At 60.8% G+C, this 22,970-nt stretch carries 18 protein-coding genes and 1 pseudogene; 12 read left to right on the top strand and 7 right to left on the bottom strand.

Translation table 11 applies throughout. The features are described 5' to 3' along the window. Positions 1 to 55: 55 nt before the first annotated feature. Both MLC59_RS14315 and MLC59_RS14310 read left to right on the top strand, forming a co-directional pair. A complete protein-coding gene (locus MLC59_RS14315; RefSeq protein WP_248235341.1) occupies positions 56 to 1,402 on the top strand; it encodes an amidohydrolase family protein in 1,347 nt (448 codons plus the stop codon). A gap of 12 nt (positions 1,403 to 1,414) precedes the next feature. Continuing rightward, positions 1,415 to 2,359 (top strand): isopenicillin N synthase family dioxygenase, encoded by a 945-nt coding sequence (locus MLC59_RS14310; RefSeq protein WP_248235335.1) that lies wholly within the window; start codon positions 1,415 to 1,417, stop codon positions 2,357 to 2,359. Between the two features lie 39 nt (positions 2,360 to 2,398). On the opposite strand, the gene MLC59_RS14305 is transcribed toward MLC59_RS14310, so the two are convergent. Next, positions 2,399 to 3,760, bottom strand: coding sequence for an 8-oxoguanine deaminase (locus MLC59_RS14305; RefSeq protein WP_248235334.1), 1,362 nt, complete (start codon positions 3,758 to 3,760; stop codon positions 2,399 to 2,401). 243 nt (positions 3,761 to 4,003) lie between these two features. Between MLC59_RS14305 and MLC59_RS14300 the strand changes: the two genes are divergently transcribed. Both MLC59_RS14300 and MLC59_RS14295 read left to right on the top strand, forming a co-directional pair. Further along, positions 4,004 to 4,951, top strand: coding sequence for an isopenicillin N synthase family dioxygenase (locus MLC59_RS14300; protein ID WP_248235327.1), 948 nt, complete (start codon positions 4,004 to 4,006; stop codon positions 4,949 to 4,951). A gap of 23 nt (positions 4,952 to 4,974) precedes the next feature. Further along, a complete protein-coding gene (locus MLC59_RS14295; protein WP_144402184.1) occupies positions 4,975 to 5,961 on the top strand; it encodes an ABC transporter substrate-binding protein in 987 nt (328 codons plus the stop codon). A gap of 59 nt (positions 5,962 to 6,020) precedes the next feature. Here MLC59_RS14295 and brnA read toward each other — a convergent pair whose 3' ends face one another. Genes brnA through MLC59_RS14275 form a run of 4 tightly spaced genes read right to left on the bottom strand, consistent with a single transcriptional unit; the run spans position 6,021 to position 8,314 of the window. Next, a complete protein-coding gene (brnA, locus tag MLC59_RS14290; RefSeq protein WP_041333961.1) occupies positions 6,021 to 6,299 on the bottom strand; it encodes a type II toxin-antitoxin system BrnA family antitoxin in 279 nt (92 codons plus the stop codon). Beyond that, positions 6,289 to 6,552: a BrnT family toxin gene (locus MLC59_RS14285; protein ID WP_041333963.1), complete on the bottom strand. Its 264-nt coding sequence runs from the start codon at positions 6,550 to 6,552 to the stop codon at positions 6,289 to 6,291. The genes brnA and MLC59_RS14285 overlap by 11 nt, the downstream gene beginning before the upstream one ends. A 51-nt stretch (positions 6,553 to 6,603) precedes the next feature. Then, positions 6,604 to 7,356 (bottom strand): alpha/beta fold hydrolase, encoded by a 753-nt coding sequence (locus tag MLC59_RS14280; RefSeq protein WP_248235325.1) that lies wholly within the window; start codon positions 7,354 to 7,356, stop codon positions 6,604 to 6,606. Next, positions 7,349 to 8,314, bottom strand: a complete 966-nt coding sequence (locus MLC59_RS14275) for an isopenicillin N synthase family dioxygenase (protein ID WP_248235324.1) — start codon at positions 8,312 to 8,314, stop codon at positions 7,349 to 7,351. Before MLC59_RS14275 ends, MLC59_RS14280 begins: the two co-directional genes overlap by 8 nt. Before the next feature lie 436 nt (positions 8,315 to 8,750). Between MLC59_RS14275 and MLC59_RS14270 the strand changes: the two genes are divergently transcribed. The 8 genes from MLC59_RS14270 to MLC59_RS14235 all read left to right on the top strand — a co-directional run bounded on the left by MLC59_RS14270 (position 8,751) and on the right by MLC59_RS14235 (position 15,540). After that, a complete protein-coding gene (locus MLC59_RS14270; protein WP_248235323.1) occupies positions 8,751 to 9,755 on the top strand; it encodes an ABC transporter substrate-binding protein in 1,005 nt (334 codons plus the stop codon). Between the two features lie 2 nt (positions 9,756 to 9,757). Next, entirely contained in the window at positions 9,758 to 10,546 is a 789-nt protein-coding gene (locus MLC59_RS14265) for an ABC transporter ATP-binding protein (protein WP_248235322.1), read from the top strand. Next, positions 10,527 to 11,321, top strand: a complete 795-nt coding sequence (locus MLC59_RS14260; protein ID WP_248235320.1) for an ABC transporter permease — start codon at positions 10,527 to 10,529, stop codon at positions 11,319 to 11,321. Before MLC59_RS14265 ends, MLC59_RS14260 begins: the two co-directional genes overlap by 20 nt. Positions 11,322 to 11,323: 2 nt before the next feature. Next, positions 11,324 to 11,839, top strand: a complete 516-nt coding sequence (locus tag MLC59_RS14255; RefSeq protein ID WP_427901734.1) for a nucleoside deaminase — start codon at positions 11,324 to 11,326, stop codon at positions 11,837 to 11,839. A gap of 13 nt (positions 11,840 to 11,852) precedes the next feature. Next, complete coding sequence (gene wrbA / locus MLC59_RS14250) at positions 11,853 to 12,509, top strand: NAD(P)H:quinone oxidoreductase (RefSeq protein ID WP_041336636.1); 657 nt, start codon at positions 11,853 to 11,855, stop codon at positions 12,507 to 12,509. Between the two features lie 289 nt (positions 12,510 to 12,798). Further along, positions 12,799 to 13,794, top strand: a complete 996-nt coding sequence (locus MLC59_RS14245) for an ABC transporter substrate-binding protein (protein ID WP_041333967.1) — start codon at positions 12,799 to 12,801, stop codon at positions 13,792 to 13,794. Positions 13,795 to 13,861: 67 nt separating this feature from the next. Continuing rightward, positions 13,862 to 14,740, top strand: a complete 879-nt coding sequence (locus tag MLC59_RS14240; RefSeq protein ID WP_248235317.1) for an ABC transporter ATP-binding protein — start codon at positions 13,862 to 13,864, stop codon at positions 14,738 to 14,740. Further along, the gene (locus tag MLC59_RS14235; RefSeq protein WP_248235316.1) at positions 14,737 to 15,540 is read left to right on the top strand and encodes an ABC transporter permease; all 804 of its coding nucleotides are present in this window, start codon (positions 14,737 to 14,739) and stop codon (positions 15,538 to 15,540) included. The genes MLC59_RS14240 and MLC59_RS14235 overlap by 4 nt, the downstream gene beginning before the upstream one ends. 106 nt (positions 15,541 to 15,646) lie before the next feature. Here the strand turns inward: MLC59_RS14235 and MLC59_RS14230 are convergent, their stop codons facing one another. Together MLC59_RS14230 and MLC59_RS14225 are read right to left on the bottom strand one after the other, a co-directional pair. Further along, positions 15,647 to 22,285, bottom strand: a complete 6,639-nt coding sequence (locus MLC59_RS14230) for a cadherin domain-containing protein (RefSeq protein WP_248235314.1) — start codon at positions 22,283 to 22,285, stop codon at positions 15,647 to 15,649. Between the two features lie 154 nt (positions 22,286 to 22,439). Next, a pseudogene (locus MLC59_RS14225) lies at positions 22,440 to 22,901 on the bottom strand (IS3 family transposase); the annotation flags it as partial. Between the last annotated feature and the right edge of the window lie 69 nt (positions 22,902 to 22,970).

Genomic DNA, 22,970 nt, shown 5'->3' with positions numbered 1-22,970 from the left:
GCATGGTGATTGCTTTAAAAACTGATCATTTGGTCAGGAAGTTTCAGGAGTCCCCATGCCCGATTTTGCGATCCGTCATGCTGCGATTTTTACGGTCGATCCCCAAAATCGGGTGATTCCAGACGGCACCCTGGTGGTGCAGGATGGTGTGATTACCCAGGTGGGGGATGATCGGGCGGTCACTGTGCCCGACGGCTGTGAGGTTATCGATGGGCGGGGCCATGCCCTGTTGCCGGGGCTGGTCGACTGTCACTCCCACTCCAGCCTGATGCGGGGTGTGACCGAGAACATGCCATTGATGGAGTGGCTGCCCTGGTACCAGCTGGAGCATCGGGCCATGACCGAGGAGTTCGCCTATCACTCGGCCCGTCTGTGCTACCTGGAAGCGCTGCAGTCCGGCACCACCTGCGTGATGGACATGTTCCGATACATGGACCGGTGCGCCGATGCCGCCGCCGAGCTTGGCCTGCGGGTGCAGCTGGCGCCCTACGTGGCGGACCGACCGGGCAAGGACTTCTTCTCCACCCGGGAGGAGAACCGCCGTCTGATCCACTCCCACCATGAGACCCAGAACGGTCGCATCCGCGTGTGGATGGGGCTGGAGCACCTGTTCTACTGCACCGGAGACGCCTACCGTGAGGCGGCGGAACTGAGCCGGGAATACGGGCTGGGCATCCACACCCATTGCAGCGAGCAGAAGGAAGAGGAGCAGGCGGTTACCGCAGAGCTGGGGCGACGGTCCCTGGCCATGCTGGATCATTACGGCATCCTCGGTGAACGTACCCTGCTGGCCCATTGCGTCTGGCTTAACAGCGAAGAAATTGCCCGGGTGGCAGACACCGGCACCAGCATTGCCCACTGCCCGGTGAGCAACGCCAAACTGGCCAGCGGGGTGGCGCCGGTGCCGGAGATGCTGGCGGCGGGCGTCACCGTGGGGTTGGGTACGGACGGGCCGGTGTGCAACAACAGCCTGACCCTGTTCGAGGAAATGAAGTTCGCCTCCTTGATCCAGAAGGCGACCCGGCTGGATGCCACCGCACTGCCCGCCGACCAGATCCTGCGCATGGCGACCATCAATGGTGCCAAAGCCCTCGGGCTGGACAACGAGATAGGCTCGCTGGAGATTGGCAAGAAGGCGGACCTGCTGTTGCTGAACCTGAAGCAGGCCAACCTGACTCCGGTAAGTGTCAATGAACAGGGTGGCAACCTGGTGTGGAATCTGGTGTTTGCCGCCGGCAGCGCCAACGTTTCCGGTGTCTGGGTGGATGGCCGCCGGTTGATCGATAACGGTGATGCCACGCTGGTCAGCGGCGGAATGGTGATCGCCGAGGCGCAGCAGCAAGGTCTGGCCCTCCATGAGGCCTGCCGCAACCTGTCCCATACCCGAACATCCATGGTTTGAGAGAGAATTCCCATGTCTTCACTACCCATTATTTCCCTCGCCGGCCTGCGTAGCGACGACCCGGACGAACGCCGGGCCACCGCCGCCGAGCTGGGCCGGGCCTGCCGTGAGGTGGGCTTTTTCTACGCCACCGACCACGGCATTCCGGATGAGGTCTGCCAGGGGGCCTTTGACCTGGCGAAACAGCTGTTCGCGCTGCCGGCGGAGGACAAGGAGCCGCTGTCCATCAAGCGCTCACCCCATAACCGGGGCTACGTGGCCATGGCGGACGAGAAGCTGAACCCGCAGTCCGGTGCCGACATGAAGGAGGCGTTCAACATCGGCACCGACTTCCCGGCGGATCACCCGGACGTGCTGGCAGGCAAGCCCTTCCGGGGCGTGAACTTCTGGCCGCCCATCGACGGCTGGCGCCAGCGGGCACTGGATTATTTTAATCACTGCCTGGCGTTGGGGCGGACCATCCACCGGGGTTTTAGCCTCGACCTGGGGCTGGGCGAGCACTTCTTTGAGGGACACCTGACCCTGCCCATCGCCACCCTGCGCATGCTGCGGTACCCGCCCAGTGCCGGCAAACTCGACCGGGAGGATGGCGCCGCCGGCACCCACAGCGATTATGGCAACGTCACCATCCTGGCGACGGACGAAGTGGCGGGCCTGGAAGTACTGAACCGCCAGGGGGAGTGGATCCAGGCGCCCCATGTGCCGGGGGCCTTCGTGTGCAATATCGGCGACTGCCTGATGCGCTGGAGCAACGACACCTACGTGTCCACGCCCCACCGGGTGCGACCGCCGGCGAAGGAGCGATACTCCATCGCCTTTTTCCTGGAAGTGAACCCGGACTCGGTGGTGGACTCGAGGGAAATCGTGCCGGACCAGTCACCGAAGTATGAGCCTATTACCTGTGCCGAGTACCTGGCGTCTCGGCTGAATGCCACTTATGACCATCGGGCCGAGTAGCGACGCCAGCGACCGGAGGGTGACTGGCGCGATCCGGGTTTAGCTGGCCAGACTGGCCGCCATCCGGTTCTGCTCCTCAATAATATGGGGCAGTGACCGGGTCAGCAGTTGTCCTTCCTCGATGACCACGCGACCGTTGATGATGCTGCAGTTGACCCGTGGCGGCGTGCAGAATACCAGGGACGCCAGCGGGTCGCTCTGGCCACCGGCCATGGCGATGTCATCGGTGCGGAACGCGACGATATCAGCGCAGTAACCGGGCTGGATGCGGCCCAGGGCATCACCTCGTCCCAAAACCTCTGCACCGCCCCGGGTGGCGATACGCAGCGCTTCCCGGGCGGTCATATCGCCGGGATTCTGTTCCCGCACCCGCGCCGACAGCATCGCCAGCCGGGCCTCGTCCAGCAGGTTGCCGGTATCGTTGGAGGCGCTGCCGTCTACGCCCAGGCCGACCTTGATCCCGGCATCCAGCATTTTCCTCACCGGCGCGATGCCGGAAGCCAGCCGCATGTTGGAGCAGGGGCAATGGGCGACGCCGGTACCGGTACGGGCAAACAGGGCAATACCCGGCTCGTCCAGGTGGACGCAGTGGGCGTGCCAGACATCGTCCCCCACCCAGCCCACGTCCTCGGTGAACTCCGTGGGCGTCATGCCGTAGCGTTCCTTGCTGAAGGCCACGTCTTTCCAGTTCTCCGCCGTGTGGGTGTGCAGGCCCACCTTCAGGGACCGGGCCATGGTGGCGGCCTCCCGCATCAGGTCGGTGGTCACGGTAAACGGCGAGCAGGGCGCCAGGGCGACACGCACCATGGCATCGGGGTTGTGGTCGTGGTGGGCTTCCGCCACCCGCTGCATATCTTTGAGGATCGCGCTCTCGTCCGCTTCCACCAGCTCATCCGGCGGCAGTCCGCCATTGCTCTGCCCGAGGCTCATGGCACCCCTTGCACCGTGGAAGCGAATGCCCATCTCGGTGGCCGCCTGCATGCTGTCGTCCAGGGTGATGCCGTTGACGTGCAGATAGGCGTGATCCGCCGCCGTGGTGCAGCCGGACAGCATCAACTCGGCCATGGCGGTGCGGCTGGCGGCCCGCTGCATGGCCGGGGTGATGTTGCGCCACACCGGGAACAGGGCGCTGAGCCAGTCGAACAGCTCGCCGTTCTGGGCGGCGGGCAGGGCCCGGGTCAGGGACTGGAACATATGGTGGTGGGTGTTGATCAGCCCGGGAATCACCACGTGCCCTTCCAGGTTGATGGTGCGGTCGGCGTCGTCCGGGCACTCGGCCATGGGGCCGACCGCCTCAATGCGGTTGCCGCGGATCAGGATATAGCCGTTGTCGATCTCGCGCTGGTCGTCGTCCATGGTGGCGATAACCCGGGCGTTCTTCAGTAGCAGCGTTTGCGTCATTGCTGTCGTCTTCTCATTGCAGGACATTGGAGCGTTTACCACATGCAAGAGTAGTGCCTTCACTATCTCATGGAAAGGCTGACTTTATGGTCATAAAAGTGGCGCTGTGCACCTGGATGAGGCAAAGGTTCTGCCTGCATGGTCTATAAACAGGCGATTTATGGTGATAAAGGAAATGGCACATCCGTTGCAAATAACCTGACCAGTTGGCTAACAAATTCTGGAAAAGCAACGGGGGAGAACATGGCAGACCAGGCACAGGAGGGCATACCCGTGATTGATTTCGGGCCCTTCCTCGACGGCTCACAGGTGGACCAGCAGGCGGTCGCTGACCAGATGCGACAGGCCAGCCGCGACTGGGGTTTCTTTTACCTGGCCAATTGCGGCATGCCCGCAGACCGGTTGGCGGACACCTTTGCGGCATCGAAGAACTTCTTTGCGCTGCCGGTGGACGAGAAGAGCCAGGTGGCCTGGCAGAGCGCGGAAAGCAATCGGGGCTATGTGGGCATCAAGCGCGAACGGCTGGATCCGTCCCGCCCGGGGGACCTGAAGGAGGCCTTCAACCTGGCGCCGGAACAGCCCCAGGATGTCCACAAGAACCTCTGGCCGGCTGGTCGCCCGGAGTTCGAGTCGGCCATGACCGATTTCCTCGATGAATGCATCCGCACCGCAGACCGGGTTCTGGAGGCCTTTGCCCTGGCGCTTGAGCAACCGTCGGATTTTTTTGTGGACGCCCACAACCAGCATCACCACACCCTGAGGCTGCTCCATTACCCGCCGTTGCCGGAGGGTTTCGAGCCCCATGACGGTGAGAGCCGTGCCGGCGCCCACACCGACTACGGCAGTATTACCCTGCTGTTCCAGGACGATGTGGGTGGCCTTGAAGTGCAAACGCGCGCCGGCGAGTGGATCCGCGCCACGCCGATTCCCGGCACCGTGGTGGTCAATACCGGTGACCTGATGCACCGCTGGACCAACCATGTGTTCTGCTCCACGCCCCACCGGGTCAATGTGGCGCCGGAGCATCGTCACCGGGACCGCTACTCCATCGCCTTCTTCTGTCATCCCAACAAGGATGCGGAGATCGCCTGCATCGACTCCTGCGCAACGGCGGAGAATCCGCCCCTCTATGGCCCGATTACCGCGGGCCAGCATCTCCACGAAAAGCTTACCAATACCTACGGAACCTGAATTCCCTGAACGAGGAAGTAACCATGGAAATAGTGAAGACACTGGCCGCCGGCATCACCCTGTCCCTCGGCGCGATTTCCGGCTTCGCCCAGGCGGAGGAGCTTACCCCGGTGACCGTGGCCACCACCTGGTATGCCCAGGCGGAACACGGTGGTTTCTACGCCGCCAAGGCCATGGGTATCTACGAGGACTACGGCCTGGATGTCACCATCAAGATGGGTGGCCCCCAGGTCAACAACGTGCAGCTGCTGATGGGAGGCTCGGTAGACTTCATCATGGGCTACGCCCTGCAGTCCTTCAATTCCGTGAACCAGGACATCCCGCTGGTGACCGTGGCGGCTTTCTTCCAGAAGGATCCCCAGTCGCTGGTGGTGCACACCGGTGTCGGCAACGACTCGCTGGAGGACATGAAAGGCAAGCCCATGCGGGTACCCACCGCCGGCCGCGTCGCCTACTGGCCCTGGCTGAAGACCGAGTACGGCTACACCGATGACCAGTTGCAGGCCTACGACTACAGCTTCGCGCCGTTTATTCGTGACGAGCAGACCATCCAGCAGGGCTATGTCACCAATGATGGCTTTTTCCTGGAACAGGCCGGGGTCGAGGGCAAGAGCCTGCTGCTGGCGGACTATGGCTGGGAAGCTTATTCCGCGACTTTGGATACCACCCACGAGATGGTGGAGGAAAATCCCGAAGTTGTTCAGAAGATGGTGGAAGCCACGGCCAAGGGCTGGGAAGCCTACTTCGAGAATCCGGCACCAGCCAACGCCCTGATCAAGGAAGACAATCCGGAAATGCAGGATGAACTGCTGGCCTACAGCCACGCCAAGATGCAGGAGGAAGGTATCCTGCTGTCCGGCGCGGCCGAGGGTGGCCAGTACGGCATGATGACCCGTGAGCGCTGGCAGGCCTTCTTCGAGGACATGGTGGCCGCCGGCACCCTGCCGGAGGATCTGGACTGGGAAGCAGCGTTTGACCTGAGCTTTGTGGAGGCGGTTTACGCCGACTAGACGAGTAGCTGGTGAAGCGGGAAAAGGGGCTCAGTCGGGCCCCTTTTCTCTTTTCCGGGTTATTTTGCGGGCGTATGCGACTCTTGCTTGTGCAGCAATGCTTCGTTATTCGCAGCTTCTTCCTGAAGACGTTCAACCAGCCAGACCTTGATAATGGATTGGCGGGTAACGCCAATGCGGGCCGCTTCGCGATCCAGAGATTCCACAACCCAGGTAGGGAAGTCCACGTTGATTCGCTTGGGTTCCTGATTCACGCGGCGAGCTGTGGAAAGGTCCAGGTCATCAACGATATCCTCTGAGCCTTCCTCGAATTTCCTGTCGAAGTCTTTAGCTTTCATAGAGCTCAACCTCCTGCTTCCGGGAGCGCCTGACTGATATAAGCCGAATAAGCTCTCCCCGGTACGTAATGACAGCCGACCAATGTTTCTCTTCAATCCTGCCAATCAACAAGAACCTGTCTTCATCCATGGATTTTGCACGGATTTCGAGCAGGTATGGATCGTCCCATAGCGTCTGGGCTTCCAGAAAGTCGATGCCGTGCTTGTCCTTATTGGCTTTGCTTTTGTTCTCGTCGAACTCGAACGCTTCCATGAGTATAAATTATTCCCTTTTTACTCATGCTGCAATAATTGGCGGTGTTGGTCAATGGATGGCAAATGTTGTGAGGGCATTGGCCACTGCCCCAGGAGCTGCCACTTGCGGCACATGGCCGGTATTCAGGGATACTATCTGGGCACCGGGCACCAGCTGTTGCATACGCCGTTGTACCGGCAGTACCACGGACCGGTCTTTGCGGGCTTCCAGGTACAGGCGGGGAATCTGCCCGAACCGCTCCGGCTTCCAGTACGGCACCAGGGCGCGGCTGCCCTCGGCCTGGGGACCAAAGCGGGGAATGGCCTGTTGAGCAATCGCGTCGCTGATGTCCTGCAGGAAAATATCGCGAATGGCGTGAGCGGGTACCCGGGAGACCTGACCTTCGGCCTCCCATTCGAGATACGGGCCGATACCGGACGCTTCCGGGTAGTCATCAACCATTTCGGCGACGACCTCACTAAAGCCGGTTCCTGAGGGGAGCATCATACCCGCCAGGTAGGCGACGCCAATCACCCGTTCACTGATGGCCTCGGCCAGTTGCGTGGCCACGGCGCCGCCGCCGGAATGGCCCACCATCAACAGCGGACCGGAGACAGCACTCAGCTGTTGTTCAAGATCGTCGACACATCCGATCAGTGAGGCGTTTTCAGGATCACCGAGACGCGCACCGCAACCGGGGAGATCCGGCGCCAGAACCCGGAATCCCCGGGCTTCCAGGTACGGCGTGATGGTGTCCCACACCCAGCCGCCGGCCCAGGCTCCATGGATCAGTACCGCGGTAATGCCATGTGCATCAGGCATAGGTCCTCCGGTACATCTCCATCAAGTGAGCTTCCACCGTGGTCGGCGGGTAATGGGGCTGTTCGTCTTCGGACAGGCATGCCTGGAGACAGCGGACTTCATGGTCCGGGTTGCCGCTGAAGAAGAAGGGCACCGAGTAGCGTTCGGCGCCGGAGGTATTGACTACCCGATGCAGTGTGGAGCGGTAACGGTCGTTGGTCCAGCGGGCAATCATGTCCCCCAGGTTGACCACGAAGGTGCCGGGAATCGGGTTGGCATTGATCCAGCGGTCATTGGCCGCATCCCACACCTGCAGGCCGGGGTTGTCGTCCAGCAGCAGGATGGTGACGCCGCCGAAATCCGTGTGGGCGCCGCAGCCTTTCTCACCGGGTTGAGGGTTCGGCGGTTGCGGCGGGTAATGCAGCAGTCGCAGGGTCGAGAGCGGTTGTTGGCAGAAATCGTCGAAGAAGTCCTGTGGCAGGTCCAGAGCCAGGGCCAGTGCCTGCATGATCCGGTCGCTCAGCTCGTTCATGGCCTCAAAATACTTGCTCATGGTCTCGCGAAACGTCGGCAATGCTGCAGGCCACTGGTTGGGACCATGGTTGAAGCGTCCGGCCCGGACCCGGGGATCCGAGTCGTCCAGTTCCTCGCCAATATAGAAGCCTTCCTTGAGGTCCGGCGGGCTGCCGGGTTCCAGGGTTTGTCCCTTCAACGGTTCGTAACCCCGGTTGGCCGTTGAGTGGGCCTTGTGGATGGCCTCCTTCTCCTCTGCAGGCAGGTCAAAGAGCGCCCGGGATTCCCGGAAGACCCGGGCGATCAGGCCATCAGGAATACCGTGGCGACAGATATAGAAGAACCCGGTATGCAGGCAGGCGTTATTCAGGGATCGGGCCAGCGACTGACGCTGTTCCTCGTTTCCCGCCAGCAGGGAAAGGTCGATGACGGGCAGGGCGGCGCCCGCCCCGGAAGTCTTGCTCATGGTGTGGCTCCACTTTCTGTCTGCAAAATTGTCCATATGGTCAGTAATTCATAAAGCGTGCCATTGAGATCCGTTATCTGCCTGGGCCCCGACGCCAGGAATCCGTTGGCCTGTGAGCGTTTGCAACCAGAACCGTCGCTGGCTACTGGCCTCATATGAGGGCGTGTCGCGTTTTTGTGCACTAGTTTCGGGCGCCTGATCCGACTGAACGACAGGCCCTGGCTTGGGCTGGAGTGTCAGTGCTTATGGTGTGGTCCCGTGGCCGGAGGCGGGTAGAAGGACGAAAGGTCTCGCTTTTCAGGCAGTTCGTCAGTTCTGGCGGGAATTATGCAGCGGACGTTTCCAAGCTGGTCTGCCGTTTGCTTTCTCCTGATAAAACCTGACCGAATGATCAATAAAATTCGGCGGGCGATAAACCATGAAAGGGGAAAAGCACATGCATAAGCGTCTTACACGTTCATTCCTGCTGGCGGCCTCATTGACCGGCGGGCTCATGGCCCAGTCGGCACTCGCCGCCGACGAAGTGACCTACCAGCTCGATTGGCTGCCGGGTGGCGACAAGTCCCCGGTCTATGTGGGTGTCCAGGAAGGCTTCTTCGAGGAGGAAGGCCTGGAAGTCAGCATCGCCAGCGGTCGTGGCTCCACCGATGCGATCACCAAGATCGCCACTGGCCAGGCGGATATTGGCAGCGCCGACATCGGTGCCCTGATGGCCGCCAAGGCCCAGGATGAGAGCCTGCCGGTAAAGGCCGTCTACAGCATCTTTAACCAGGCGCCCCACGCCTTTTTTACGTTGGCGAAGAACGACATCAGCGAGATGGCGGACATGGAGGGCAAGAAGGTCGCTACCTCGCCGTTCACGTCGTCCAATGCATTTCTACCGCTGGTATTGAAAGAAAATGGTATGGCGGAAGACGCCGTCAACCTGACCAAGGCTGACCCGGGTGCCCTTGGGCCGATGCTGATGAGTGGCAGCACCGATGCGATCATCGCTTGGGTGACCAATATTGCCCTGTTTGCCGATCAGGCGGAGGCGACCGGTAATGAGCTGGTGGTGCTGCCCTGGTCGGATGCCGGCCTGGAGCTGTACTCCTCCTCCGTGGTGGCCAGTGAGAGGTTCCTGAGTGAGCGCCCTGACGTTGCCAAACGCTTTATGCGTGCCTTCGACAAGTCCCTGAAGTTTACCAGCGAGAATCCCCGCAAGGCTGCCGAAGCCCTTCACAGTATGGTGCCGGAAGTGGATATGGACGTAGTGACTGCCCAGATTGGCGACACCATGGAGCTCATCATGAATGAGGTCAGCGAGCGGGATGGTGTGGGCGCGCTTACCGAAGAGCGTGTGGCACTGACCTGGGACTGGGTATCACAGGCAGAAAAATTGGGTCACGACGCCCTGGACCCGGAAGCCATTATCGACCGTACCCTGATCGAGGCGTTGTAAGCATGACCGAGCCCGCCACCAACCGTTCGTTTGTCCGGCTCTCCGGGGTCGGGCACCGGTATGATCCGGACCCGACGGTACCGCCGGCCGTGACCGGTATCGACCTGGATATCCGCCGTCACGAATTCGTGGCGGTGGTGGGCCCATCCGGCTGCGGCAAGTCGACCCTGCTGAGGATGATTTCCGGTCTGCTGATGCCGACGGAAGGCGAGGTCTCTGTGTTCGGGAAGCCGGTATCTGGTCCCCGGGATGACGTCGGTATCGTGTTCCAGAAACCGACCCTGCTGCCATGGCTGTCGGTGCGCAAGAACGTACTGTTTCCGCTCAGGCACAAATATGGTCGCTACAGTCGCGCGGATGAGAAGCGGGCCGACGAACTGCTGGCCATGGCCGGGCTGGGAGGCTTTGCCGGCAAGCGGCCGGATGAGTTGTCCGGCGGTATGCAGCAACGGGTAGGCATTGTCCGGGCGCTGTTGCTGAACCCGGACATTCTGTTAATGGACGAACCCTTCTCGGCGCTGGATGCCATGACCAGGGAGCAGATCGGATTCGACCTGCTGAAGATCTGGGAGGAAAACCCCAAGACCGTGCTGTTTATCACCCACTCTATCGCCGAGGCCGTGCTGCTGGCGGATCGGGTGCTGGTGATGAGCAAGCGCCCCGGCACTGTGCTGGACGTGCTGGATGTGGACCTGCCCCGGCCCAGAACCACCCACACCATCTCCGAACCCCGTTTCGGGCAGCTGACGGAACGTCTGAGGAAGCATATCTATGAGCCTGAAGCTGCCTGAGGGCAAGGCCGGTCGCTACCTCCTGGCGGCAGCGCCCTGGGTGTTCTTCCTGGCGCTGATCCTGTCGTGGGAGCTGGTGTGTCGGGTGTTCTCGTTACCGGAATATGTACTGCCAGCGCCGTCTGCCATTGTGGAGGCTTTCTTAAAGGTGGAGATGAGCCGCTGGTTTACTTACTTGTGGGCGACCCTGAAGGTCGCGTTGATGGGATTTGCGGTATCCATACTGGTGGCGATCCCCGTTGCTATAGCAATGATGCGCTCGGAGTTGCTGAGTCGCACGCTCTACCCCTTGCTGGTCGTGATCCAGTCGACGCCAGTGGTGGCGGTGGCGCCGCTGATCATCGTGTTGATGGGGTCTGATGACCCGTCACGGGTGCTGATCACCTGCCTGCTGACGTTCTTTCCGCTGGTCGTGTCGACCGCCACCGGTATCAATGAGACGCCCGGGGAGCTGGTCGAACTAAGTCGCTCACTGGACGCACCGTTGCGCCGGGAAACCTGGCAGATCCGCATTCCCTACGCCATCCCTCACATCTTTAGCGGCCTGCGGGTCGCCATAACCCTGGCGATAATTGGTGCCGTGGTCGCCGAGTTCGTCGCGGCCGAGGAAGGGTTGGGCTATTTCATCCAGTTTTCCACGTCTTTCTTCCGGATACCCCAGGCCTTTGCCGGCCTGTTCTTCCTGGCCGTCGTGAGCCTGTTGCTGTTCAAGTCCGTGCAGTGGATACAGCAGTGGTTCTTTCCCTGGAGCCTGCCTCGCAAGGGCAGCCATTGACCATGAGGAGTTTCCCTTTGGCGCTGACAGAGCAACCAACGGACAATGATCTGAGGTTTATTCGCAAGACCCTGGACCTGGCGAATAGTGCTGCGGCCAAGGGCATCCACCCGTTCGCCGCGATCCTGGTGGACGAGAAGGGCGAAGAGCTGATGTCCCAGGTGAATGCCTACCTGCCGCACCAGGACATGACCGGCCATGCCGAGCGGGTGCTGATGACCCGCGCCAGTCAGACCTGGCGCCCCCTTGAGATGGCGAAGTTCACGATGTATGTGTCGGCAGAGCCTTGCTGCATGTGTGCCGGGGCCGCCTACTGGGCGGGCCTGGGGCGGCTGGTATACGGGGTCAGTGAACACCGCCTGAAACAGATGACCGGTAACCACCCCGAGAACCCCACACTGGACCTGCCCTGCCGCCAGGTATTCGCTTCCGGCCAGCGGGAAGTGGCGGTCATCGGCCCGGTGCTGGAGGATGAAGCGGCGGAAGTCCATGAAGCCTTCTGGCGCAATCAGGGATAGCGAGGAAATAGCCATGAACGCAAGCCGTGTCACTGTCGTTGTGGATTCCCGTTATGGCACCACGCTGGCTCTGGCGAAAGCGATTGTCGATGGTGCCCGCTCGGAAGGTGCCGAGGTCCGGCTATGCCGGGTGGAGATCGTCGAGCCGGAATTCAGTGTGGATACCCGGCGACAGGATTTTATGGCGGCCCAGGCCGAATACCGGGACCTGCCACGGGCTTGCGCAGCTGATCTGGAGTGGGCCAATGGCATCCTGTGGGGATCGCCAACCCGCTATGGCCTGATGAGCACGCCCCTGCGCGCCTTTATCGACGAAGTGGCACCGCTATGGCGGCAAGGTGCGCTGATCGGGAAGGTGGGGGCCGCCTTTACCTCCACCGGGGGCATGCATTCCGGCAACGAAATGACACTGTTATCCCTGCTACTCCCCTTCATGCAACACGGCATGGTGCTGGCCGGAGTGCCCCACAGCGTGCCGGAACTGGTCCACACCACCAAGGGTGGCTCGCCCTATGGTGCCTCGGCGGTCACCGGTTTTGACGGAACCCGGGGCGTGGACAGTAATGAACTGGCCATCGCCCGGGCCCTGGGTGCCCGGGTCGCCAGGCTGGCCCGCTGGGCCGAGCCAGAACCTGCGTCCGTAGAACTGGCTGCTGCCTCAGGGCCCTGAACCGGACACCCTCTTTGAGGGGTGATCGATACAAGCGTTGTCTTCCTTTTGCCGCCTTCGGGCGGTTTTTTTTGTCCGGCCACTGCCGGGTGCTTGTCCACGCTGTACAAAACCGGTGCAGGCCGGTTCAGTGTAGTGCACGACACTAGTTTTAGTGACGGCCTTAACATTATGAAATTAAAGGGATAGTTTGTTTTTCCTTGAATGGCATGACGGTTGCTTTTAAAAACCTGAACAATTGGTCAGTTAAAGAGCGGCAGCAGCCGCCTGCATTTACAGGAGAGGTTTCATGGCAGTGAAAACACGTGCAGCCGTCGGTGGCTCAATCATGATGGCCGGGTTGCTGGCCTTGTCTTCGGCATCAGCTGAAGAGCTGGACAAGCTGGTGTTCGGTACCAATTGGTACGCCCAGGCAGAGCATGGTGGTTTTTACCAGGCTTTGGCCACAGGCCTGTATGAGGACTACGGCCTGGACGTGGAGATCAGGATGGGCGGTCCCCAGGTCAACGGCACCCAGTTGCTGGTCTCCGGTCGCTACGACCTGTTGATGGGGTATCCCATTGGCAACGTTAATGCCGTTGAAAAAGGGCTGCCGGTGATGACCGTGGCGGCCTCCATGCAGGGTGACCCGCAGGCGCTGATTGCGCACCCCCATGTGGAGTCCATCGAGCAGATCAGGGAGGAGGGCCTGCCCGTCTATATCGCCACCTTCGCCCATTCCACGTTCTGGCCGTGGCTGAAGGCGGAATATGGCTTTGAGGATGACGTGGTACACGCCTATACCTTCAGCGTGGCGCCTTTCCTCAACAACAAGGACATTGTCCAGCAGGGTTACCTGTCCTCCGAGCCCTTCGCCATGCGCAAGGGGGGTGTCGAACCCAACGTATTCCTGTTGTCCGATCATGGCTACCCGCCCTACGCCACCACTATTGAAACCACCACCGACATGATTGAGGAGCGGCCTGATGTGGTGAAACGGTTTGTGCAGGCCAGTATGGAGGGCTGGAAAAGCTACCTGGAAAACCCGGAGCCGGGCAACAAGCTGATCATGCAGGAGAACCCGGAGATGACCCCGGAGCAGATCGCTTACGGCATCGAGAAGATGAAGGAATACGAACTGGTAACGGGCGGCGATGCCGGGACCATGGGCATCGGCGTGATGACCGGGGAGCGCTGGCAGAAAATCAGGGACTTCATGGTGGAAGCCGGCCTGGCCTCGGAGAACCTGGATCTGAACAAGGTCTACACCCTGGAATTCCTTCCTGAAGAGCCGGTGCTGCCCTGAGCACCGCCGCGATACCCATCCTGATGCTGGCCGGGAGGTGGTCCTGGCCAGCCCTGGAGAGACCATTATGACAGCTACCAAGATAATGCCCTTGAACCCGGCGCCGGACCCCGGACCGGACACCAGAGAGCCCGGTACCATCGCACCGCGCCCGGTGCTCCAGGTGAGCGGTGTCGACAAGATATATGGCAACGGAACGGTTGCCCTGAAAGGCGCTGACCTGACGGTGAAGCAGGGCGAATTTGTGAGCCTGCTGGGTCCGTCCGGCTGCGGCAAGAGCACCCTGCTGCGCATCATGGCGGGCCTGGGTCAGGTCACCACTGGTAACGTGAGGTGGTGGGAGCAGGATTACGGCGTGGTGGGCAGCAGGGGCCGCAAACTGGCCTTTGTATTCCAGAACGCTACCCTGATGCCCTGGGCCCGGGTGCGCAAGAACGTGCGGTTGCCCCTGGACCTGGAGCATGCCGGCAAGTCGGAGGACGTGGAACAGAAAATCGATGATGCCCTGGGCATGGTCGGCCTGAAGGGCTTCGATAATAGTTTTCCGCGGGAGCTGTCCGGTGGCATGCAGATGCGCGCCTCCATCGCCAGAGCCATGGTCACCGAGCCCAACCTGTTGCTGATGGACGAGCCCTTCGGGGCGCTTGACGAGATGACCCGCAACAAACTCAATGACGACGTGCTCAAGCTCTGGAAAGAAAAGGGCTGGACCATCGTATTCGTCACTCACAGTGTCTACGAGGCCGTGTATCTCTCCAGTCGCGTGGTGGTGATGGCGGCACGCCCCGGCCGGATCGTCGACGATATCGCTATTGAAGAGCCCTATCCGCGCTCCCCGAATTTCCGGGTCTCCACAGAATTTGCGGGTTATTGTCGCCAGGTCTCCCAGGCCCTGGAGCGCGCCAGTGCTATGGGCGAGGATCGGGATGAGGAACGTCAGCCATGAATGCACCCCTGATACGAAATGAGCGCTTTGTGCAGATCGGTGCCCCCCTGCTGGTGGGCGTGCTGGTTCTGCTGGTGTGGCAACTGACGGTGATGGCGTTCGAGGTGCCGAAATACCTGGTGCCGAGCCCTGTCGATATCGGGCAGTCTCTGGTGTCAGATTTCCCATCTCTGTTCAATGCCCTGCTGATGACCCTGAAGGTGACGTTCCTGGCCTTTGCCATCGCCGTGATGGTCGGCGTTGCCGCGTCACTGCTGTTTGTGCAGAGCAAGTGGATCGAAATAAGCCTGTTTCCCTATGCGGTGCTGATGCAGGTGACACCCGTGGTTGCCATTGCGCCGCTGATCATCATCTGGGTCGACGACACCACCTGGGCGCTGACCATCTGCGCTGTGATCGTGGCCATCTTCCCGATCATCTCCAACACCACCCTGGGCCTGCGCAGTGTAGATCCGAACCTGCTGAGTATGTTCCGGATGTACCGCACCAGCCGCTGGCAGGAACTGATGAGACTGCGTATTCCCAGCGCACTTCCGTACTTCTTTGGAGGACTGAGGATCAGTTCAGGGCTGGCACTGATTGGTGCCGTCGTTGCGGAGTTCGTGGCGGGTACGGGGGGAGCCCAGGCAGGCCTTGCCTATATGATCCTGCAGTCTGGTTACAACCTGCAGATTCCCAAAATGTTCGCTGCCCTTATACTGATTACACTCACTGGTATTTTGCTATTCGCCCTGATGGTGTGGATGTCGGACAGGGCCCTGCGCAACTGGCATGAGAGTGCCCTGAAGGTCGAGCATTGAGTGTAAAGTAACTTGCAGACGCCCACACCCGGGGTTTAGATCTGTCAAGGGTGAGGGGTGCAGGTGGGCACTAAACTGCCCACCTGCACACATTGGGCTGAGCCCCCTAAATGAGGAATTCCCAGTTCTGATCGTCGAGATGGCTGGCCGTGGCCTCGGTCGACAAGGCTATGGAAGCCGCCACACCCTCCAGTGAGACACCGTTTTCCAGGTCATTGATCCAGTACTCACGTCCCTCGGCCTCCGCCTCCCGCTGCAGCAGGGTCTGGTAGAGCAGGTCAACCTGAGCTCCCTTGTCCAGCTGGTCAACGGACTGCCCCAGGTTGCGGGTAAACTCTTCGGAGTACAGGAAGCCCCAAACGATATCCATGAAGTTATCGGTACGCGCCAGCTGGTCGGCCCAGTACTGCACGCCGTCCAGGTCGCCCTGACGGTCCAGCAGGCGGTCGTACAGGGTGGTGATCCAGTCGAGCCCATCGCTGTAGCTCAGCTCCAGGGTTTCATCCGCGAAGGCCAGGGCCTCGGCGTTGATGACGGTTTCAACATCGTCGCTGTCCTGGCGCTGCACGGTAATGATGCTGTGGTCCTGGGTAACGATGTAGTCGTCCCGGTTACCGTCAAGGGTGATGACATCCCGGTCACGACCACCGTGGAGCAGGTCGTTTCCGCTACCGCCAAACAGGGTGTCATTGCCGCTGTTGCCAAACAGGCGATCATCGCCGCCCTTTGAGCCGACCACGTCATCCCCCGCGCCGCCGTGCAGTTCGTCGTCGCCTTCCCCGAGGATCAGGGTCTGGTTGCCGGCACCGGCGAACACCGTGTTGTTGCCGGCGCCACCGGACAGGTTAAGTCCGTTACCAACCACCACGGCAAACTCGATGTTGTCCAACTGCAGCCGACCCCCGCCCAGGCCGCGGCCGTCGATGACCATGGCTTCGCGGAAGTCGCCGCTGGCGCCGGGGCCCTGGCCGGTGATGCGAATGGGGGCATCAGGATTGCTGCCGGGCTCCCGCTGCAGCGTGATGCGGTTGACCCAGAGATCCCCGTTGCCGGCCTGACCCAGGAAGCGGCCGCCACCTTCGAGCTGCGTCGCCAGGTCGTCGGTTTCGTTTCCGGCACTGTTACGAATCAGCGACAGCAGCTCCGGTTCGGTAGTCCGTGTGCGGGCGGCATCGTTGGTCCGGGCGCTGGCGCCGACACCGGTCGGCAGTGTCAGGATGGTTACGGGCTGATTGCCGGTGTCATCGGCAAAGTGCAGTGGAATGTCGGCATCGTCGGATGTCGGGTCGGTGTCGTTCCGGTTGGCCGGCACCGGCTGGATAATAATGGTCTCCACGGTGTCGCCGTCGTCGGTCTGTTCCTGGCCAGGGGTAACATCCACGCCATCGATTTCGTCAGGGTCAGGCTGGGGCTGTGGTTCAGGCTCAGGCTGAGGCTCTGGCTCAGGAGCGGGTGAAGGCGGCGGCGCATCCCCCACATTGGCTGTGAGGGTGTTACTGTCTGCAGCGTTCAACTCACCGTCATTCACCGTAAAGTCCAGGGTGGCATAGTCGCTGCCTGAACCGCCAAGCGCGGGGCGATACCCCAGGAGTCCCGCCTCAATATCATTGGCCATGACGGTTGCACCATCGGCCAGTACCTCGCCATCCAGGGTCAGTACACCGGCTGAAATACTGTTAAAGGTAACCCGTTGCAGAATGTCGCCCTGATCCGGGTCACTGAACCCGAAATCATCCAGGGTGAAGGTATGGGAGCCGTTGTAGGGGATGTCGATGGCAGCGTCCGAGCCTGCCGGGGCCTCATTGATGTCATTGACCGTCACTGACAGGGTGTTGTCGGTGGTATTGCCGGCACCATCGGTGGCGCGCACGGCAATGCTATGGGTGCTACTGGCCTCGTAGTCCAGCAGGGCTTCGTCCGCCACGGTGACCTGGCCGGAGGCATCCATGGCGAACCGGCCACCAGCATCGTCCGTCAGGGAGTAAGTCACATCATCAGAACCACCACCGGTGACGGTGCCAACCACTGTGGTGTTGGCGCTGTTTTCGTCGATGGTTAGAGTGGCCGTTGGCACGCCTGGGCTTTGCGTATCAATCACCAGGGCGCTGTTGGCACTGAGCGAACCCGCTGAGCCAGGGGCTGGCAGTTGCAGGCTGGCATCGTTGCCGGCCGCGTCCAGGATGGTGCCACCATTCAGAGTCAGGGCATTGCTTGAGACATAGTCCAGGTCGCTGCTGATGTCACCGGCAGTGACGGTATAGGTAAAGGTCAGTGTATTGGTGCCGGAGCCACTGGAGTAAACCGCGGCCCGGTCACTGGTGCCGGTGTCCAGAAGCAGTTCGGGGCTGCCGGTGACGGTAACGGCTTCGTCCAGTGTCACCGTAATCAACAGGCTACTGCCCGTGGCGTAGACACCGTCCGGGCTCGTGGCGTTGACGCTGGTCACTGCCGGGGCGGTGGAATCAGTGATGTTGACGGTCATGGTCGCCGTGTCGTCGGCATCGGTGTCCGGGTCTTCATCGTCGACGGCCACGGCGAGCGAGTAGCTGCCCTGGTTGTCGTAATCCAGCTGGCTGCTGTCAGCCACGGTGACCTGGCCATTGTTGTCGATGGCAAAGGCACCGCTGTCATTGCCGGAGATGATGCTGAACGTCAGGCCGTCGGTATCACCCGTGGGTGTGACAGCACCCACCGCGGTGCCATTACCGCTGGCCTCATCCACAGCAAAGGTGCCATCCGCGATGACCGGGTTGATATCGGTAATGTCGAAGGTGCCTGTCTGACTGTCAGTGTTGCCGTTGCCATCGTCGGTGGTGACCGTGACAGAGGCCGCATCCGCACCGGAGATATTGGGGTCGGGCGTGAAGACCAGGCTGTCCAGGGCGTTGTTGATATCAGCCAGTGAGCCTTCCAGAGTAATCGCCGAGGTTCCGTTGCCGGTTAGCAGCGTCAAACCTGTGGTATCAACAAGCGATGCCACCCCGTTGGAGGCGTTCAGGGTCACGCTCTGGCTGTCGTTATCCACATCGGTGATGTCAATCAGGTTGCTCAGCGCAGCATTCGTGCTGCCTTCATTGACGGCCGGAATGGGCGAAAGGGTAATGGTCGGCGTGCTGGGCACAAGGCTGATGGTGAAGTTACCAGTGACCTCCTGGTCACCGCCATCCCCATCGTTGAGCTTCACGCTGAACTGGCGATCGCCGACATCCGACGGCGCGGCATACTGCAGCGCCCGGATCAGCGACTGAATGCTGTCAGGGGTAGCGGAGGCATTGAAAGCAATGGCCAGGGCTTCGCCGTTTTGTCCGTTTTCCACGGAGGCAACGGTACCGATGCTGGTGCCGCTAACCACTACGATGTCACCGGAGCTGATACCGGCATCACCGCCAGCGGTGGCGACCACCCCGTCCAGGCTCCAGTTGCCGTTCGCCGTTCCGGTCAGTTGCGTCAGTAGCAGGAAGCCACCGTCGTAATCGGTGCTGTCCACATCGCTGACGAGTACATCGCCAAACAGACCCACAGCTTGCGGGACAGCACCGGCGGTGATCTGGCTGGATTCTCCGAACACGTTTAGTAGCACCGGGGCATCGTTGACGGCGGTGACCGACACAGTCGCCGCAGAGAGCTCCAACTGGGTCTCATTGATGTTTTCGCCGGAGTTCGGGCCAGAGTCGGTCACGCTTGTCAGGGAAACAAACCTCTCGGCACCCATGGTACCGATGGTGGCCGTGGGGTTGTCCGAGGTATTGCGATAGGCCAGCCCTTCGACGAGCGTGTTCAGTTCGGTGTTGGTCAGGGCGCCGCCAGAGACGGTCACCGTTGCCGTTGGACCGGCGACCGAAGCGCTGGCAGTCAGGCCACCGGTGGTCGTGACGGTGTTGCCGTCGGTCAGTGACAGCTCGGTGCCATCGATGACCAGGACTTCGTCGGCACCATCAAACAGATGGCTGACCGTGAGGGTCAGTCCGGTGAAGCTCTGGTCGGCTTCGATGGTGTCGGCGGTACTGTTAACGAAGAGAGCACCGCTGGCGGTATCGCCCTCTGTATAGGTAACGCCAAATGCTGGCGTTACCATCACTACGGGCGCATCGTTCACCGCGGTCAGGCCAACACCCAGTTTGGCCGGTGCCCCGGCGTTACCGTTGATATCGGTGCCCTGAACGGTGATGGTTCGTTCGGTGGTGTCCGGGTCGTCGCTGGAGTTCTGGTACTGCAGTTCTCTCAGCAAGGCCTTGTAGTCGGGGGCCGGAACGTCTCCAGCCAGGGTTATGGCGGTGGCGCTGTCATAGGTGATGGTAATGCCGTTGACCACGTCTCCGCTGGTGCGGTCACTGAGGGTGATGGTCTCATCGGTGCCATCCGGGGCGTTGGTCAGCTGGATGGTCAGTTGGCTGAGGTTGTCCCCGTCCGGCTCGCCCACCGTGGCAGCATTGGCTATGGCCACAGCGCCATCGCCTTCGGTGTAAGTCGTTGCCAGGTCCGGGCTGCCGCCATCGCCACCCAGATCGATGACCGGCGCGGTCACCACGTTGACCGTGCTGGTGGCGGTCGCAGAATCCAGGCCGCCGTCATTGACCACCACCTCGAGGGTACGGTTACCAATGGTGATTTCCAACGGCTGCTTGCTGTTCTGGTACTGAACACCCCGCAGGATGGTCTGGTAAGTACTGGTGTCCGCTTCACCGATCACTGACAGCGTGCCGGTTTCGGAATCATAGTTATTGACCTCCAGGTCCGCAGCGGCTGCTGCCGCACTGGCGTCCAGTGCCAGGCTTTCGGCGGGGCCATCAGGGGGGCTGGTCAGGGTGACGGTGAGGGAGCTGATCAGCTCGCCCGCATCCACATCTGTCAGCACGGCGTCGGCATCGGCGATGGCCACGGCCGCGCCGCCGGAATCATCGGCATCCAGGTCGAGCACCGGTGCTTCGTTAATATCGTTGACCGTCACCGTCAGGGTGTTGTCGGTAGTATTGCCTGCATTATCCGTCGCCCGCACGGTAATGTTGTGGCTGCCAGCAGCCTCGTAATTCAGCGAGGCTCCGTCAGCCACGGTGACCTGCCCGCCCGCATCAATAGCAAACCGGCCACCGGCATCGTCCACCAGGCTGAAGGTTACGCCATCAGTACCACCACCGGTGACAGTGCCGACCACCGAGGTGTTGGCGCTGTTTTCGTTGATGGTGAGGGTGGCGGTGGGGGCGCCCGGGCTCTGGTTGTCCAGGCTGGCGCCGGTGGTATCGGCGGTGGTGGCCTGGTTGCCGGCGTTATCTGTGACGGTTGCAGCGATGTTCAGCCCGGTCGCATCGATAGCTCCGCCGGCTTCTTCGGTAATCGTATAGGTGGCAGTCCAGGTTCCTGCGTTATTGGTGGCCGCGACAGCGGAGCCGCCACCAAAGGCGGAGAAATCCACGGCGACCTGGCTGATGGTATCGGCGTTATTGTCGCCCCCGGCTGTGTTGTTCCAGGTGGCGGTGACGGTGTCGCCTACCTTGAAGGTTCCACCGGAACCACCGGCACCGGAGAGGGAGAGATTGCCGTCGGTTACCGTTGGTGCCTGGTTGTCGACCGTTGGTGCGAGATCCGTGTATAAGGTTGTATTGCCTGCATCGTCATCGGTGATAATGGGTAGAAAAGCGACACTGTCAAAGGGGCCGGCAGTGATGGTTGCAGAGGCAGTGAAGAGAGTGCCGTCTCCATTAACGTCAGTCATCGGAACGGGAGTGCCTCCCAAGAACGTGAAGTCGGCGAGCGCACTCACGATGTCGCTGTTACCTTCCGCGCTGTTCGCCCATTCCACCGTAATGGTATCGCCAACGATGAAGGTGCCACCTGTGCCTGTGGCACCTGATACAGAGATGTTAGTGCCAGTGACTGTAGGTACGTCATTGTCCACGGTGGCATTGGATGTATCCGCGGTGGTAGTGGCGTTGCCGGCGTCATCCGTTGCGGTTACTGCCACATTCTTGTTGGTGCCGTCGATATTGCCAGCGGTGAGGGTGTACGACGCTGACCAAGAGCCGCTGCTGTTTGTTGCGGCCACTGCGCTACCACCGCCAAATTGGCTGAAATCCATGGTGACAGCGCCGATGGTGTCGCTGTTATTGTCACCGGAATCTGTGTCGTTCCATGTTGCGGTGATGGTGTCTCCCACCTTGAACGCACCGTTTGTCCCACTGCCACCTGAGAGGGAAATGTTAGACTCATTAATCTCTGGCGGGGTGAGGTCCACATAATAAGTTTCGCCGGCGGAGTAGGCACCGGCTGGGTTTCCTGACGCGTCAACTACGTCGTTTGCAGAGATGAGATCGAGCCCGAGGCTGCCGTCCCCGGCCAGATTGCTGACAGTAACGGTATAACTATCGGTGTCACCTGAAACTCCAGAAATGGCTCCGCTTGCAGTTCCTGTGGCGGCCAAGCTGAAATCGTCGGTAGTAACGCCCGATACTGGCTCGCTGAAGGTTACGGTGTACTCTACGGTGCCCGTGGACCCTTCGAGTGCTGAAATAGACTCCACTACAGGCGGCAGGTTGTCGACCACCAGGATAGAAAAGATCGACTCATAGATAAGTCCATCCGCGTCCTTGGTGCGGATGCGCACTGAATACGTGCCAGGCTCCATATCCAGGGGGGTCGTGGCTAGCAGGGTGTTGTCTGAGATTGCAAACAAGTTGTTATGGTCGCTGCCGGTGCCGGCAACGAGGGAATAACTATGGCTATCTTCGGCGTCTGGATCGGTGGTTGACAATACGCCAACCGCTACATTGCTGCCGCCCTCACTGTACTGCACTGTAGTGTCACTGAGGCTCAGGCCCGTGGGTGCCTGATTTGGTGTGAGGTGGACCCAATCAGTTGGACAACCTGATGGTGTCCCTAAGCTATGATCCGGTTGTTTCCTTGGCTCAGGCTGCCAAGGATATGGATTGCCCGTAGTACACCTCATCGGGCGTTTGGTAATCAAGGGTTTGGTGGTACCGGGTCTGATTGTAATGCCGGAAGTACCGGTGGAGCGCCTGCTTCAAGTGTCGGCCATCCTCGAAGGCAGTGAGGTAGACGCACTCGTGTTTGACGCTGCGCCAGAGCCGTTCCACGAAGATGTTGTCATGGTAGCAGCCCTTGCCGTCCATACTGATCCGGATGCCATACTCTTTGAGAACGCTTGTGAAGGCCTCGCTGGTGAACTGGACACCCTGATCAGTATTGAAGATTTCCGGCGTTCCATGGCGCTGTAGAGCCTCCTCCAGGGCATCGACACAAAAGTCTGTATCCATGGTGTTGGAGACCCGCCAGGACAGCACCTTGCGGCTGTACCAGTCGATGATGGCGACCAGATACATGAAGCCCCGGGCCAGCGGTAGTAGAGTAAGAGGCAGGGCGTAGTCGAACTATCTCCCTGCCTCTCCTCTCCGAACCGGACGTGCACCTTTCAGCGC

Origin of the sequence: Marinobacter bryozoorum (assembly GCF_023156245.1) — a bacterium.
Classification (GTDB): domain Bacteria; phylum Pseudomonadota; class Gammaproteobacteria; order Pseudomonadales; family Oleiphilaceae; genus Marinobacter; species Marinobacter bryozoorum.
Note: the sequence above shows the minus strand (reverse complement) of the source record. Positions and strands in the feature narration are given on the sequence as shown.